Source organism: Bacillus sp. FJAT-42315, assembly GCF_002797375.1.
Classification (GTDB): Bacteria; Bacillota; Bacilli; order Bacillales; family Domibacillaceae; genus Bacillus_CE.
Genome location: NZ_KZ454941.1, coordinates 2,023,533 through 2,037,310, shown reverse-complemented (window position 1 = coordinate 2,037,310; position 13,778 = coordinate 2,023,533). Strand labels below are relative to the sequence as shown.

Sequence of the window (13,778 nt, the reverse complement as noted above, 5' to 3'; positions counted from 1 at the left end):
AACGGTGGTCGCCGATGCGGGGTATGGAAGTGAGGAAAATTATGTGTATGCGATTGGGGGAGAAAAAGAGCCGCGCTTTAACTATTTGATTCCGTATGCGACTTATATGAAAGAACAGGAACGAAGCTATAAAAAGGACATCCGAAACGCCAAAAACTGGACCTATGAGGAACAAGACGATCAATTTATTTGCCCAAACGGTCGTCGAGTGAAATTCTTGAAATACATGGACAAGAAAAACCGATCAGGTTACGTACAAAGCTATAAAGTGTACGAATGTGAAGACTGTTCCAGTTGCCCGTTGAAGGAGCGATGCACAAAAGCGAAAGGTAATCGTCAAGTCCATTGGAATACGATTTTCGAAGAAATGAAAGCCAAGGCCAAAACAGCCCTTGAATGTGAGGAGAACGCCACGATCTATGCTCGACGAAAAGTCGAAGTCGAAAGTGCGTTCGGTCACGTCAAGGGCAATCGGTCGTTCCGCAGATTTTCCTTGCGGGGGATCGACAAGGTACACGCGGAATTCGGGATTGTGGCTTTAGCCCACAACCTCCTGAAAGTAGCCGGCATCCGCCAGCTACTTTCAGAGAAGTATCGGAAACCAACAAAAAGAGGTGGAGAAAAACGACTCGTTTTTCTCCACCTCTTTTATTTTAGGGACTTATTAGACAGCTCCATTTGCAGTGAAAATATTTCCACAAAAAATTATTTCCCCGGCAAGCGCAGGATTTGACAAGGAACTCTATTGTTTTTGAGCAGTGTTCTTTCTATATCGACAAATTATCTTGGTTAGGGGAACGTCAGGAAACCGCATTTATCTTAAATTAGTTTACAAATGAAAAAATAAAACAATACTATAAAGAATTTTGCTCAATCGTTTCTTCTACATAAGTAAGAAAATTACTGTATGGGGAGTTCCCTTTCAAAAATTGCGATACCACATTCAAAGGTAAGATCACTATATCTCTCTTTTTAGAATAAAGAACACTTTGTGGTTTGGTATTAATATACGCTCCATCAAAATGGGGAGAATAATTATATACAGAATCAGACTCATACCAGTAAAAGTCTTGTCTAATATTATTTTTGATAACCTCACCAATATATGCACCTATACGAGTCACTAAATTATCAAAATGCTTATTTAAAAGTTCAATACCAAACTCTGTATTCATTAATCTTTTTGTATACATATCAATATAACGAATGCTTTCAATAGTGAAGTCTAAATTTCTTTTAGTAAGGTTCTCTTTATCCCAGGAATCATTTGAAACATCCTGATACATTAATTTTGCAATGCCTTTTAAATCGTCTTTTTTTAATTTTGCTCTATTTAAGAAACCAAACATAAGATTTCTCCTTTATCATTTGTCTACGGGTACAGCAATGCTAATTATACCTCTTATTTCACTAACACAATAAAAAGTTTCAAAATTTATCGTAGATCATACCACCTGATACTCCCACGGCTAAAGCCGATGGGATTCTAAGATACTACTTCAATTTTTTTATTCGGTTATTCTTAGCTGCGTTTTCATAATTTGTTCTTTTACTTTATTAATTATTTTATTCCTATCCTCAATTTCTTTAGGGTTAATTCCTTTGTCTAACCAAATTGTTGGTAGATTACCACTTTCGATATATTTCAAGGCTGTTTCAAAAACATACTGAGAAGAACCACCTAAATCTAGAAGAACTTCAGCTATCAAAATGAAGAAAGTCATTTCCATTTCTTCTGACTTACTTCTACTATTTGAATAATAGTCTATCAGAAAGTGAGCACAATCTTCTAATCCATTAGTATTATTGAGTGAGAAATCTTCCTTTAATTCTTTTCTTAAATTGAAAAATGAATAAAATTCTTCTTTAGTGTTGTTCAACATTTATTTAACTCCCTCCTCGATCCATGGATTATATTTATCTTTATTATAAAGACTGATCACTTACCAATCGAGTCAAATAGCATTTATTGCAATGTCAGTGAAAACGAAGTGTATCAAGTGTATGTTAGCCGCCCTCCGATTCCCCAAATGATTTTTTTTATCATAGTATGGTAAGATAAAGATAGATTTGTATTAAGGAGTGTTTTTATGGCAAATACTCATATTTTTACCCGTGGTGAGGAGATTGCGAATTCGATTACTCATGGGATTGGGGCCGTTCTTAGTATTGCCGCATTAACGTTATTAATCGTGTTTTCGATTCTTTTTGGAAATGTGTGGCATGTCGTGAGTTTTACGATTTTTGGGGTGACGATGCTGCTGCTTTATTTGTCCTCTACGTTAGTTCACAGTTTTCCTCAAGGGAAGGTGAAAGATTTATTTGAGATTTTTGATCACTCGTCGATTTACCTTTTCATTGCTGGAACATATACACCTTTTCTATTTTTAGCAGTAAAAGGAACGCTTGGTTGGACGTTGTTTGCTGTCGTATGGGGGCTAGCGATTGTTGGGACAGTGTTTAAATGTTTCTTTGTAAAAAGATTTTTGAAAACCTCCACCCTTTTATATGTGGTCATGGGCTGGTTAATTGTATTTGCATGGGATACTTTGGTGCAAAACATTTCAACGACTAGCTTAGCACTGCTCGTTACTGGAGGCATTTTATATACGTTAGGTGCCATTTTTTACGTATGGCGAGGGTTTAAATTTCATCATATGGTATGGCATTTGTTTGTACTTGCTGGAAGTGTCACTCACTTCTTTTCTGTGCTTTATTTATTGCCAAGTCACTAAACAAAATCGGAAGAGGCATATTACAGCCCTTCCGATTTTTCATTCTGAATAATAAATCACCACAAAAAAAGTCGTAATCTGCTCCGTTGTGTTTTTATATAAATGCCTGTCTTTTGCTTGGAAATGTAGGGCTTCGCCTTTATGCAACAAATATTCCTCTCCCTTTACTTCTACCGTAAGCTCACCTTCGCTCACTAGAACATATTCTTCGCAAATAGGATTATGTTGATCTGCTTCATGGGTAAATCCTGGCTCTAGTTCAACAAAAAAGATTTCGAATTTCTTATCAGGATGAAAGGGAAAAAGCGAGTAGACCAAGTAATTCCCTTGGTCATCTATGAGTGGCTGGAGCTGGTCCTTCTTAATTTGAGTCACCTGTGCCACTTTTTCCTTCATGAAAGTAGAAAACGAAACGTTGAGCCCATTTGCTATTTTCCAAAGAGTTGTCACAGTAGGATTCGTGTTGCCTTTTTCGATTTGAGCAAGCATGGCTTTACTGACCCCTGTTAACTCGGCAGTTTGATCTAAACTTAACCCTCGCTTCTTTCGAATATCGGCCAAATTTTTTCCGATGATCTGCTGTAAAGAATTCATATTTGCCCTCCTCCATTTTTCTTATTGATGATTATATCATACAAATGTATAATATATTAAACAAAAAAGGAGGGATCATGTTGGAAGTCGCCCAAGAAGAACAGTTAACGTTTGTACAAGGAGTGAAAGATTGTGTCCCAACGTTATTAGGGTACATCAGCATTGGATTTGCGGCAGGAGTTGTCGGCGTGGCTTCGGGGCTAAGTGTCATGGAAATTGCTTTAATGTCCATGCTTGTTTATGCGGGAGCGGCGCAATTTATTATTTGTGGTATGCTGGCGACAGCTAGTCCCCCATCGGCGATTATTTTTACCGCATTTATTGTGAACTTACGTCATTTTTTATTAAGTGCCACGTTGGCTCCTCATTTTTCGCAATATTCTTTATTAAAAAACACAGGTATTGGAGCGCTTGTGACTGACGAATCATTCGGTGTGGCCGCAAGCAGAATTTTCAGCTCTAAGCCCGTCAATGACCGTTGGATGAATGGGCTGAATTTGACTGCTTATATTACATGGATCGCCGCTTGTGTCGTCGGAGCGATTCTCGGAAAATGGGTGTCTGATCCCGAAAAATTCGGATTGGATTTTGCGTTGACAGCGATGTTTGTCGCTTTACTCGTATTGCAGATTGATAGTTTAAAACGTTCACAGTTAATGCATTATTTATTTTTAATTGTGATGATGGTCGCTTGTATGTATGTGTTATCTTTTTTTCTATCGATTGATCTAGCAGTCATCTTATCTACCATCATTGTCGCAACGATTGGGGTGGTGACAAGCAAATGAGTGTGAATTTGACGGTTTTACTTGTCATTATTGGCTGTGCCATCGTGACGTTCATTCCTCGAGTAGTTCCCTTCCTCATTGTGAGGAATGTAAAGCTACCTGAACCGGCGATGAAATGGTTATCATTTATTCCTGTTTGTATTTTGACAGCTCTTGTTGTTGGCAGTGTCATCGAAGGCGAACCTGGTCATTTGCCTCGTTTAAACAGTGAAGTCCTTATGGCGTTAATACCGACCCTTTTATTAGCCATTTGGACGAAAAGTTTATTGGTAACGGTCATTGCTGGGGGCGTTTTGATGGCTTTTATTCGGATAATTATGTAAAGGAGGTTTCATGAAATAATGGATTTACAAGCGTTAAAAAGTGAGGCTACATGGTTGCAAAGCTATATAGATTCTCCAGAAAAGCAAAAACAGCTTTACCGACGGACGTTACTCATTGTGGTCATGTCGCAAATTTTTGGCGGAGCGGGACTGGCCGCGGGTGTGACAGTTGGTGCTCTTCTTGCGGAAGAGATGCTCGGCACTAACAGTTTAGCTGGAATGCCGGCTGCCCTATTTACTCTTGGCTCTGCGTTAGCTGCTTGGCTCGTTGGGCGATTCTCTCAACGCTATGGCCGCCGCTTTGGTCTTGCGGCAGGATTCATCACTGGTGGGATCGGAGCGATTGGGGTCGTGACAGCTGCTGCGTTTGATCAAGTCTTTCTGTTGTTTGTTTCATTATTCATCTATGGCGCAGGTACAGCAACAAACCTGCAAGCTCGCTATGCAGGTACAGACTTAGCAGCGCCGAAACAACGGGCTACTGCTATTAGTGTCGCAATGGTCTCTACCACTTTCGGTGCAGTGGCTGGTCCTAACTTAGTAAGTGTCATGGGTGAATTTGCTACCTTTATTGGTATTCCAGCTCTAGCAGGTCCGTTTATTTTAGCGGCTGTCGCCTTTATTTTAGCTGGGCTCGTATTACTGATTTTTCTTCGCCCTGATCCGCTCATTGTAGCGAAAGCATTAGCTGATGCGAAGATTTCGGACGATAGTAAGCAGTCAGTTCAAAAGGTTGAAGCAACAGCGATTCACAAACGAGGCATGATGGTTGGAGCGACGGTCATGGTGTTAACTCAAATTGTGATGGTTGCCATTATGACGATGACACCTGTACATATGAAACATCATGGACATGGATTAAGTGAAGTTGGAATGGTGATTGGTATTCACATTGCCGCCATGTACCTTCCCTCTCTTGTCACTGGTTTTCTCGTAGACAAAGTGGGGCGAACGATCATGGCGATTGCTTCTGGTGTCACTTTGTTATCAGCCGGTTTACTAGCTGCTTTTGCCCCGACTGACTCTATGCTAGGACTGACGACTGCGCTCGCTCTACTTGGGCTTGGTTGGAACTTCGGCTTGATTAGTGGGACAGCACTGATTATTGATTCTACATCTCCCTCTACTCGTGCAAAGACACAAGGAACCGTTGATGTCTTAGTCGCTTTAGCTGGGGCCTCTGGCGGTGCGATGTCTGGCATGGTAGTCGCTCACTCCAGTTACGCTACCCTCTCACTTGCGGGAGGAGTTCTTGCTCTGCTTCTTGTTCCAGTAGTAGTTTGGTCGAGGCGAAAAGTTGGTACAGAGTAATATTTATAACAAGCTCAATTTCTCAGTGTTGGAATGGAGAAATTGAGCTTTTTTGTTTACAACACTTCCATCAACCGCCTTATTATTATCAAGCTCTTTACTTTAAGTTCCTTTGACTGATTTTGAAAATGTTGTTGACTATTCAGTTGAACTGTATTATGTTATTGTTAAGTTGAACTATATAGTCGGACTGAATAGGGGTTGAGAATATGAAACATAAATTATTGCCGTTGTCTGAAACCATGCATTATATTTTATTAGCTCTACGTGAGCCACTCCACGGTTATGCCGTAATGCAGAAGATAGAAAAAATAAGTAACGGTACTGTTATTTTAGCAGCTGGTACATTATACGGTGCGATTGAAAACTTGAATAAGCATGGTTGGATTAAACCTGTTGGAGAGTCTGGTCGGAGAAAAGTTTATATGATAACTGCGGAAGGAAATGCCATTTTGAAAATGGAACAAAACAGATTATTGCATATTTTATCCCTATATGAAGGAAGTGAGTCGGATGAAGAAATTTAAAATGTTTTTTGATATTGAAAAAGAGGAGAAATGGCTGAACGAACAATTACAAAAAGGCTATCGATGTACAAATATTAGTCGATTAGGAATATACACTTTCGAAAAAACCGACAAAAGATATGTGATGCGACTTGATTATCAAGATTATTTACCAAAGAAAAAGTTCAAAGATTACACAGAGATATATGAGGATTTCGGTTGGATCTGTATACAGGGGACCCGGCTTGGTGGAATTCAATATTGGCAAAAAGAAAATGATGATCAAAATGAAATCTTCTCGGATCGCCAATCAAAGAGTAATTATTATAAAAGATGGATGGGTTATTCATCTGGTTTAGGCATATTGCTCTTGTTTTTTTCTTATATGTTTTACAAAGATTCAGGTTTATATTTAACGGAAGGTCTTTGGAATATGAAAGGTGCATTATTTTGGAAAGCATTTTTATTTGAGACTCCATTTGTCCTTTTGAGGTTGCTTCCCGTCCTTATGGGTGTTTTCTTTGGTATTAGTTTCTATCAAGCTTATCGAAAGTATGCAATGTTAAAAGAAAAATAATACGAGGGAGTTAATTATGCCTTTTTTTAAAAAAAGTTTATTGTTTGTAGCAATTTCTCTATTTATTTTATTATCCGGATGCGGGACTGGTGAAACAGTTGATGAAGCAGATCAATACATATCAACCATTGAACAAATCGATATTCCAGATGATATAAAGGTGATCGGATTAGGTGAGGCAACACATGGGAATATTGAATTTCAAGAGTTGAAAAAAGACATTTTTGAAGCATTGGTAAAAAATGAAAATGTTCGTGTTTTCGTCTTAGAAGGTGATTTTGGAGGCGGACAGCAAATTAATCAATTCATTTTAAATGGAACTGGTACTGCAGAAGAGGCAGTAAACACCCTTGATTATAGTATTTATAAAACAGAACAAATGATTGATCTTGTTCAATGGATGCATGATTATAACGCGACGGTGAGCGAGGACAAGAAAGTTTATTTTTATGGAAATGATATGCAACGCTATGACTATAGTAAGAAAGGCGTGCTTGACTATTATAAAGTTGTTAGTGCAGATGCATTCAAAAAATATGCATTACAGCTGGAACATGTTTCAAATGATAAAATACATGAGTTAACGACGGAGCAATTGAACGAAATCGATGAAACAATAGAAAATATTATTTTAGACCTGCAAACAAATGAAGTGATTTATGTGGAACAATCGTCTACTGAAGCCTATCTCTTTGCTTTACAATATGCACAAATCATGAAACAGCGTACACAGTTATTGTTAAACGACGGAGATTATACGAAACTTCGTGATCAATATTTGGCGGATAATTTACAATGGATTGTTGAATTTGAAGCAGAGCGAGGTCACGATAACATATTCATTACCGGACATAATGGGCACATTGAAAAAACGTCTGCATCGTTAGCTGGTTACAAATCGATGGGAAATTATTTAGATGAGTTATATGGTGAAGAATACTTTGCAATTGGGACTGATTTTATTAGCAGCGAGTTTCAGGCGAAAAGAGATGACTCTGGTGAACGAAAAATTCATACACTGGAGAATCACAATGATTTAGTTGATGCATTCAGTGAAGTGGAGGCAAATATTTTCTATATTGATTTTGAAAAAGCAAGTAAGTCGGATGATTTATTGGATATCATCTCGAGGGAACAAAAAATGGCGAATATTGGGGACGATTTCCGGTGGTAGTACAAGACTTTAAAGATGTTTTACACGATTGAAATGACACCCAACAAAGCATATGACAGTATGATTATTGTAAAGGTAGCAACACCAACAAATGTTATAGAATAGCACTATTTTAAAAAGTCGGTTCCTTAGCATACAGGAATTCGACTTTTTTAGGTTGAAACTTACTTAGCGTATAATATCCGAGTTTTGTCGGTAGGTCTCCATATAAAATGTCCCAATATTATAGATGCAGGTGTAGTTTTATTTCCCTTCTGTAATAGATAATACAATAAATAAAACGACCAACTTCACCTTTATATTCTGCTCGAATTTTACCGCCTTGTAGCTCTACAATGCTTTTCGCAATCGCAAGTCCTAGACCCGAACCTTCTGAAACTCTGCTTCTTGACCCGTCCTTCTTTTTGAAAGAAAATTTGATCAAAAATGCACATGGTGGTTGCTATAACTATTTCTATACCCATAAAATGGTTGAACTTTTTCAAATAGCAATTTTGGAATAGTTATCGCTTGGTCATTTAGATTAAGCTAAGTTGTAAGAGGAGTTGTTTGATATGACGAGACATAAGGGGCCAGCTTTGCTATATTTATCGCAATCTTTTGCATCGCAGTTATTCTTTTGGATGGTTTTCACTGTAAATCTTTTGTACTATGTGCAAGTTGTAGAAATGAATGCTTTGCAATTGGTACTAGTAGGAACAGTATTAGAAATAACGGTTTTAATATGTGAAATTCCTACGGGTCTCATTGCTGACTATAAAGGGAGAAAATTCTCTATTGTTCTAGGTTATTCATTAATCGGACTTGGATTTTTTATTGAAGGTTTATTCCCTACGTTCACGACCATTTTGATTGCACAAGTTATTTGGGGGATTGGCTATACTTGCATAAGTGGTGCATTGCAAGCATGGGTCACAGATGAGGTGGGATTAAACAAAGTAGATAAAGTATTTATAAATAGTACAAAATACGAAAATGTAGGTAATTTATTCGGTATTTTACTAGGAATAGTCATTGGCTATATTTCGGTACAAGTTTCTATACTTCTTGGCGCCATTGGCTTCTTACTTTTATCTCTTTATTTATCGAGAAATATGACTGAAACAAGAGTGATCAACGAAAAGAAAAAAGAGTCTTTTTCTTTTATAGAAAACATAAAATCAATGCTGTCTAGTGTATTTTCTTCATTTAAAGCGAACATTATATTGCGTTATGTTCTTTTGATTGCTTGTATTGTAGGTATTTACAGTGAAGGGTTTGATCGACTGTGGATCTCACATATAGCTGACATAATAGAAGGAACTTTATCAGAAAAGCATATGATTTTCGTTGTTGGCGGTGTGCAATTTGTTACATCTGTTTTTACGATTATTGTTTTTCAGTTTTTAAATCGAATGTCAGAGAAAATACAATTTAAAAGCCTATATAAAGGTTTACGATTAAGTTATTTTATCCTGATTGTAGCGTTAATTTGTTTTGCTTTCTCAACAAACTTAATCGGCTTAATTTGCTTTTTCATCATCATTCAAGTCATTCGAGAGATAACGTCTACTTTTGAAAATATATGGTTTAATCAATTAATTACAGACTCTTCAAAACGGGCAACCTTCTTTTCCGTCAAAGGGCAAGTGGATGCCATTGGTCAAATTGGAGGAGGTCCTGTAGCTGGTTTAATCAGTCAGTATACATCCATTAAAATTGGCTTAGCTGCAAGCGCCCTTCTACTATCACCCGTTCTATTTATCTATCAAAAATTATTAAAAACGAGAGACTAGCTTTGTCTCTCGCTTTTTCTTCGAATCGGAATGTAGATATCCATCATAACTAGGGGATGTTCCCACGGATGACATCTTTCATCATAAAATTCAAAATCGTAGCTAGTCTCATCAATCTCATAACCAGACATCGGAAACCAATAATTTAGTATATAGTTCCAAGTCCCTTTAACAGAATCAACAAAATCATTAGGCTGAACTAAAGGTGTACTAAAAACGGCAAAGGTAGAAGCTGGAATGATTATTCTTTGGAAATCTCCTAATAAAGGTTTATCTACTTTTTCATCTAACACTCCGAAAAAATAAGTGAATGTTGACCAATCCTTTGCGTGAGCGATATTTAAACCAAACTCTCCATGTGTGGAAGGTGAAAATGTGTCATAAAGTGTTCTCTCAATTTCACCATCAGTGAGCTTGTTATCATACCAATAAGTTGGTGCATCTTTTGTCGTTCTTACATCTTTCATTTCGATATCATAAGCTCTTCCGACAATTACGAATGAATCCTTTGTAATCATTTTGGGCTGATAGATCATCCCACCTGTTTTATTTAACTTTAATTCTTCTAAATGAATGACAGGTGGTTCTGCGTTTGGACAATGCATACGATAAGTAGCAGGTGATACGCCAAACATTTTTTTAAATGCTTTCGAAAATCCCGCGTACGATTCATAGCCATAGTTAAAGGCAATATCATTCATACTTATCTGTTTACTCATATCTCGCAAAGCAAATTGTAGCTTTCGCTTCGTTACATATTCCATCGGCGTTTCCCCTACAACTTCTTTGAAAATTCTCGAAAAATGAAATGGTGAATAACCAATATGTTTGGCTAAGTCATGTATCGATATTGCTTCATGAATATGCTGATCGATGTAATCAATCACTTTTTGAAAAGTTATTATGTATCCCATATCGTCACCTGGCTAGTTGTGTATAAAGATTATTGATTATTCATTATACCATAATTTTCTGAATGCATAGAAACGATCACATCTCTTTATGGTTTCTTGGGTTTGGTAAACTGCGATTTATTCTTTTGTGATATCTTTCCATATTAATATAAAGGTGTTATATACTAAAGAACGTTTACTTTTACATAAATTTCTACTAAAATATTTTTTACAGGTGAGTATATGACAAGATTTAAAAAAACAGCTTTATGGACACTAATTCTCTCCTTAGTGTTGAAATTAGCAGGATTAGTGCGGGAATCGGTCATTACAAAGGAGTTTGGACCATCCGCTGAACTGGCAGGCTATTCGATAATGTCTGAACAGGCAGCTGATGAAAAGGCTTTTAAGGATACTTTCTTTAAAGGGATGGAAACGTCTCTCATTATCTTATTACCTGTCGCCGTTGGTTTAGCTCTTGTCGGTGATGCAGCTATTGCTTTCATTTTTGAAAGCGGGAAATTTACAGTTGAGCATACCGATCAAACGTATATGGCGCTCTTATGGTATGCACCGACCATTGTCTTTCAAGGAATGCAACTGATTTTGTCTAAATCAATGTATGCTAGGGGAAAAACGTCCATTGTGTTTCGGATCAGCGTAACGACGATTTTCTTAAATTTAATGATGAAGATGAACTGGATGCTAGTAAATAAATTCGGTTATCTTTCGCTTGCTTTCTCTGCTTCTATGGTGTCGATCTATTTTTTCATTCTATCCATGCTGGTTGTGTATAAAGATTTGGGCTTGGCAGAGCTTCGCCGATTTTTTCACATGTGTTGGCACGTATTGATTCCTACTATGATCATGGACTTAGTGGTATGGAGAGCAAAATTGATATTGCCGCTGGAAGCTTGGTATTCGTTATTTCAATTAGCCCTATGGGTGCTCATTGGGGTAGTAGTATATGTAGTAAGTTTAAGGTTGATTTACCCTGTTGGATTTATCTTCTATAGTACTAAGAAAAGTCATCAATTTATTTCTCGAATCGTTTAACAAATCGAGAATTTGCTGAACTTCAAATGGTTCTACATTTGGTTCAACTAAAACTAAGTGGTGGCAAACTTGTGCTATACTCCACTGACTCATATCAGGCTTATGATTAAATTGAGCATCACTTAATAAAGTAATCTCCTTTACTAGGTTACTTCTCGTTTCATACAGATTGTCATTTACTAATTTATTCATGAGATTTCTCCCTTCACCACAAAGTGCGTACTTAGATTCCTATTCTGTATATATTCTCTATGGTGAAAAGAATTCCTTCACATCGGTCCAGCTAAATCAAGCTGAAAGAATGCCAAATTGAGCCCATTTCCGAATTGTTATTATAATAGATAAGGAAATGATAAAAAAGTTCCCATTTCAATGGATAATATTGAACCGTTTTTTCACATGGCATCATTACTTTTTCAATATACTTAAATTCCTTCTGTTTTACTCCATCATTAATTGGGTCAATCACTTACAACTAATTTTCCCTTTATGGGTTAGCTATTTATTTTTCGTTGAATTTTTTTACCATATTTCGTCGTTGTACCATCTGGATAACCATCAATGTCTATAAAGTGAACTAACTCTTTAGCTAACCTATTTAAAGATTCAATTGGCCAATTTTCTTTAGACTCACGATTTAATTTAGTTAATACCGTTTGCCCAATAATATAAGAGAGACCATCCAAATGTTTAAATTTTATCGCTTTTAAAGCTAGTTCAATAAACGACTCAATATCTCCTTCCTCCTCAGCAAATTGTTCGAAACAAGTTCCTATATCAACATACGATTTATGTTCTTTTATCAATTCTTCAAATTGCTCTTTTGTATAAACAGGATATTCTTCATCATATTCAAAACCATCATCTTCAGGTTCTTTTAATTTCTTTAAAAACATTTCAAAGTTTTTTGCTACTTTTTTGGGTTTTTCACCATCTTCTTCAATATAAAAAACAGCTGGTTCATTGCCTGTATAATCACGGTAATCAAATGCTAACCAATAGTTACCATCCCCAGAAAAAATAACAAAGCCCTTTTCAAGTTCCCACTCTTCTACAAGATATTTTCTAGTTGGAACCCCTCGTTCCCTTCTTTTCTGATCAATTCTCTTGTCTTCTTTCACCTTTTTTCTCTCGTACTTTATCTTCTCATTAACCAAAGTGATCATCTTGGCTTATTCTCTAGAGGGGGTAACGTCAGGAAAATGGGCTTAACGTTGTAAATCCGCATTTTCCTGACGTTACCCCGTCTAAGGAGTCTACACTATTATTTTTATTGTTATTAACGGATATAATCACTACAAATAATACAAGTAAAATAGCACCGAAAACGCTATACAATTTGAGTTTTCTCGACTTTATCATCGTTATATCTCCTAAAATTATACAAATTACATTTTTTATCATATCACAAATAAAGATGTCTTTATAGTGTTTTCCGAACGAGAAAACCCACTACGGTGCGATAGTATCCTCTTCAGAGGTGGGATGACAGAGAGGTCAGTCAAGGGATGGCTTTCGCTATCTCAATTGACTAAAAACTCCACTAAACAAATTGTTAATTTCTATTTATTTCTATATAATGAATATATAACAAAGGGGGGGGGAACTATGTTCCTAACTCAAAGTAACCAAATTCGAGGTCTTTCAAAAGAGCAATTCAGTCAACTGAGAGAACTATGTCACTATGCTAAAAACCTATATAACGTAGGTTTGTACAATGTACGCCAACCGTATTAAATAGTTTCTTTTCATCCATTGCTCTTGCCTCCCATGCCATTGAATTACGTCAAACTACTAATAAAACTATAAAAGAGATATTTAGATCCTGATTTATAATAAATATTTTATAATCGTAAAGGGAGAATATAATGTACTCTATAGGTAAATTTTCCGAAATATGTAATATTCCTGTTAAAACATTACGCTACTATAGCGACATTGGATTACTAAAACCTTCTTACATAGATCCTGTAACAAACTATCGATATTATGACTACGAAAAAATTCAAATCATGAAAAAAATTACGCTTCTAAAAAACTGTCAAC

Annotated in this window: 16 protein-coding genes and 2 pseudogenes; 11 read left to right on the top strand and 7 right to left on the bottom strand. The window is 36.6% G+C overall.

Annotated features, from left to right (window positions below):
* The coding region (locus tag CEF22_RS10070) for a transposase (RefSeq protein ID WP_157843278.1) at positions 1-733 on the top strand (733 nt) is incomplete at its 5' end.
* A 121-nt stretch (positions 734-854) separates the two neighbouring features.
* On the opposite strand, the gene CEF22_RS10065 is transcribed toward CEF22_RS10070, so the two are convergent.
* Positions 855-1,349 (bottom strand): hypothetical protein, encoded by a 495-nt coding sequence (locus CEF22_RS10065; RefSeq protein ID WP_100402757.1) that lies wholly within the window; start codon positions 1,347-1,349, stop codon positions 855-857.
* Positions 1,350-1,508: 159 nt separating this feature from the next.
* Positions 1,509-1,883, bottom strand: coding sequence for a hypothetical protein (locus CEF22_RS10060; protein ID WP_100402756.1), 375 nt, complete (start codon positions 1,881-1,883; stop codon positions 1,509-1,511).
* A gap of 207 nt (positions 1,884-2,090) precedes the next feature.
* Between CEF22_RS10060 and trhA the strand changes: the two genes are divergently transcribed.
* Positions 2,091-2,735 carry a PAQR family membrane homeostasis protein TrhA gene (gene trhA, locus CEF22_RS10055; RefSeq protein WP_100402755.1) on the top strand — a complete coding sequence of 215 codons (645 nt, stop codon included), beginning with the start codon at positions 2,091-2,093 and terminating at the stop codon, positions 2,733-2,735.
* A gap of 39 nt (positions 2,736-2,774) precedes the next feature.
* Here the strand turns inward: trhA and CEF22_RS10050 are convergent, their stop codons facing one another.
* Positions 2,775-3,329, bottom strand: coding sequence for a helix-turn-helix domain-containing protein (locus CEF22_RS10050; protein WP_100402754.1), 555 nt, complete (start codon positions 3,327-3,329; stop codon positions 2,775-2,777).
* Positions 3,330-3,406: 77 nt separating this feature from the next.
* Between CEF22_RS10050 and CEF22_RS10045 the strand changes: the two genes are divergently transcribed.
* The 6 genes from CEF22_RS10045 to CEF22_RS10020 all read left to right on the top strand — a co-directional run bounded on the left by CEF22_RS10045 (position 3,407) and on the right by CEF22_RS10020 (position 8,008).
* Positions 3,407-4,117, top strand: coding sequence for an AzlC family ABC transporter permease (locus CEF22_RS10045; RefSeq protein WP_232726099.1), 711 nt, complete (start codon positions 3,407-3,409; stop codon positions 4,115-4,117).
* Positions 4,114-4,440 carry an AzlD domain-containing protein gene (locus tag CEF22_RS10040; protein ID WP_100402753.1) on the top strand — a complete coding sequence of 109 codons (327 nt, stop codon included), beginning with the start codon at positions 4,114-4,116 and terminating at the stop codon, positions 4,438-4,440. Before CEF22_RS10045 ends, CEF22_RS10040 begins: the two co-directional genes overlap by 4 nt.
* An 18-nt stretch (positions 4,441-4,458) precedes the next feature.
* Positions 4,459-5,751: an MFS transporter gene (locus CEF22_RS10035; protein WP_100402752.1), complete on the top strand. Its 1,293-nt coding sequence runs from the start codon at positions 4,459-4,461 to the stop codon at positions 5,749-5,751.
* A 209-nt stretch (positions 5,752-5,960) separates the two neighbouring features.
* A complete protein-coding gene (locus tag CEF22_RS10030; RefSeq protein WP_100402751.1) occupies positions 5,961-6,278 on the top strand; it encodes a PadR family transcriptional regulator in 318 nt (105 codons plus the stop codon).
* Entirely contained in the window at positions 6,265-6,834 is a 570-nt protein-coding gene (locus tag CEF22_RS10025) for a DUF2812 domain-containing protein (RefSeq protein WP_100402750.1), read from the top strand. Before CEF22_RS10030 ends, CEF22_RS10025 begins: the two co-directional genes overlap by 14 nt.
* A gap of 16 nt (positions 6,835-6,850) precedes the next feature.
* Positions 6,851-8,008 (top strand): erythromycin esterase family protein, encoded by a 1,158-nt coding sequence (locus CEF22_RS10020; protein WP_232726098.1) that lies wholly within the window; start codon positions 6,851-6,853, stop codon positions 8,006-8,008.
* 223 nt (positions 8,009-8,231) lie between these two features.
* On the opposite strand, the pseudogene CEF22_RS10015 reads toward CEF22_RS10020, so the two are convergent.
* A pseudogene (locus CEF22_RS10015) lies at positions 8,232-8,417 on the bottom strand (hypothetical protein); the annotation flags it as partial.
* A 145-nt stretch (positions 8,418-8,562) separates the two neighbouring features.
* On the opposite strand from CEF22_RS10015, the gene CEF22_RS10010 reads away from it, so the two are divergent.
* The gene (locus tag CEF22_RS10010) at positions 8,563-9,783 is read left to right on the top strand and encodes an MFS transporter (RefSeq protein ID WP_100402749.1); all 1,221 of its coding nucleotides are present in this window, start codon (positions 8,563-8,565) and stop codon (positions 9,781-9,783) included.
* Here CEF22_RS10010 and CEF22_RS10005 read toward each other — a convergent pair.
* Positions 9,780-10,697, bottom strand: coding sequence for an AraC family transcriptional regulator (locus CEF22_RS10005; RefSeq protein ID WP_100402748.1), 918 nt, complete (start codon positions 10,695-10,697; stop codon positions 9,780-9,782). The two genes, CEF22_RS10010 and CEF22_RS10005, sit on opposite strands and share 4 nt — an antisense overlap.
* 222 nt (positions 10,698-10,919) lie before the next feature.
* Between CEF22_RS10005 and CEF22_RS10000 the strand changes: the two genes are divergently transcribed.
* Complete coding sequence (locus tag CEF22_RS10000) at positions 10,920-11,732, top strand: lipid II flippase MurJ (RefSeq protein WP_100402747.1); 813 nt, start codon at positions 10,920-10,922, stop codon at positions 11,730-11,732.
* On the opposite strand, the pseudogene CEF22_RS09995 reads toward CEF22_RS10000, so the two are convergent.
* A pseudogene (locus CEF22_RS09995) lies at positions 11,676-11,924 on the bottom strand (DinB family protein); the annotation flags it as partial. The gene CEF22_RS10000 and the pseudogene CEF22_RS09995 overlap by 57 nt on opposite strands.
* Before the next feature lie 302 nt (positions 11,925-12,226).
* Entirely contained in the window at positions 12,227-12,898 is a 672-nt protein-coding gene (locus CEF22_RS09985) for an SMI1/KNR4 family protein (protein ID WP_100402745.1), read from the bottom strand.
* Between the two features lie 702 nt (positions 12,899-13,600).
* Between CEF22_RS09985 and CEF22_RS09975 the strand changes: the two genes are divergently transcribed.
* Positions 13,601-13,778: MerR family transcriptional regulator (locus CEF22_RS09975; protein ID WP_157843277.1), on the top strand; the 178-nt coding region annotated here is incomplete at its 3' end.

What these genes read in the sequence shown, in the direction of transcription:
- CEF22_RS10065 (WP_100402757.1), bottom strand. Translation starts at nt 1,349, where the DNA reads ATGTTTGGTTTCTTAAATAGAGCAAAATTAAAAAAAGACGATTTAAAA.
- CEF22_RS10060 (WP_100402756.1), bottom strand. Translation starts at nt 1,883, where the DNA reads ATGTTGAACAACACTAAAGAAGAATTTTATTCATTTTTCAATTTAAGA.
- trhA (WP_100402755.1), top strand. Translation starts at nt 2,091, where the DNA reads ATGGCAAATACTCATATTTTTACCCGTGGTGAGGAGATTGCGAATTCG.
- CEF22_RS10050 (WP_100402754.1), bottom strand. Translation starts at nt 3,329, where the DNA reads ATGAATTCTTTACAGCAGATCATCGGAAAAAATTTGGCCGATATTCGA.
- CEF22_RS10045 (WP_232726099.1), top strand. Translation starts at nt 3,407, where the DNA reads ATGTTGGAAGTCGCCCAAGAAGAACAGTTAACGTTTGTACAAGGAGTG.
- CEF22_RS10040 (WP_100402753.1), top strand. Translation starts at nt 4,114, where the DNA reads ATGAGTGTGAATTTGACGGTTTTACTTGTCATTATTGGCTGTGCCATC.
- CEF22_RS10035 (WP_100402752.1), top strand. Translation starts at nt 4,459, where the DNA reads ATGGATTTACAAGCGTTAAAAAGTGAGGCTACATGGTTGCAAAGCTAT.
- CEF22_RS10030 (WP_100402751.1), top strand. Translation starts at nt 5,961, where the DNA reads ATGAAACATAAATTATTGCCGTTGTCTGAAACCATGCATTATATTTTA.
- CEF22_RS10025 (WP_100402750.1), top strand. Translation starts at nt 6,265, where the DNA reads ATGAAGAAATTTAAAATGTTTTTTGATATTGAAAAAGAGGAGAAATGG.
- CEF22_RS10020 (WP_232726098.1), top strand. Translation starts at nt 6,851, where the DNA reads ATGCCTTTTTTTAAAAAAAGTTTATTGTTTGTAGCAATTTCTCTATTT.
- CEF22_RS10010 (WP_100402749.1), top strand. Translation starts at nt 8,563, where the DNA reads ATGACGAGACATAAGGGGCCAGCTTTGCTATATTTATCGCAATCTTTT.
- CEF22_RS10005 (WP_100402748.1), bottom strand. Translation starts at nt 10,697, where the DNA reads ATGGGATACATAATAACTTTTCAAAAAGTGATTGATTACATCGATCAG.
- CEF22_RS10000 (WP_100402747.1), top strand. Translation starts at nt 10,920, where the DNA reads ATGACAAGATTTAAAAAAACAGCTTTATGGACACTAATTCTCTCCTTA.
- CEF22_RS09985 (WP_100402745.1), bottom strand. Translation starts at nt 12,898, where the DNA reads ATGATCACTTTGGTTAATGAGAAGATAAAGTACGAGAGAAAAAAGGTG.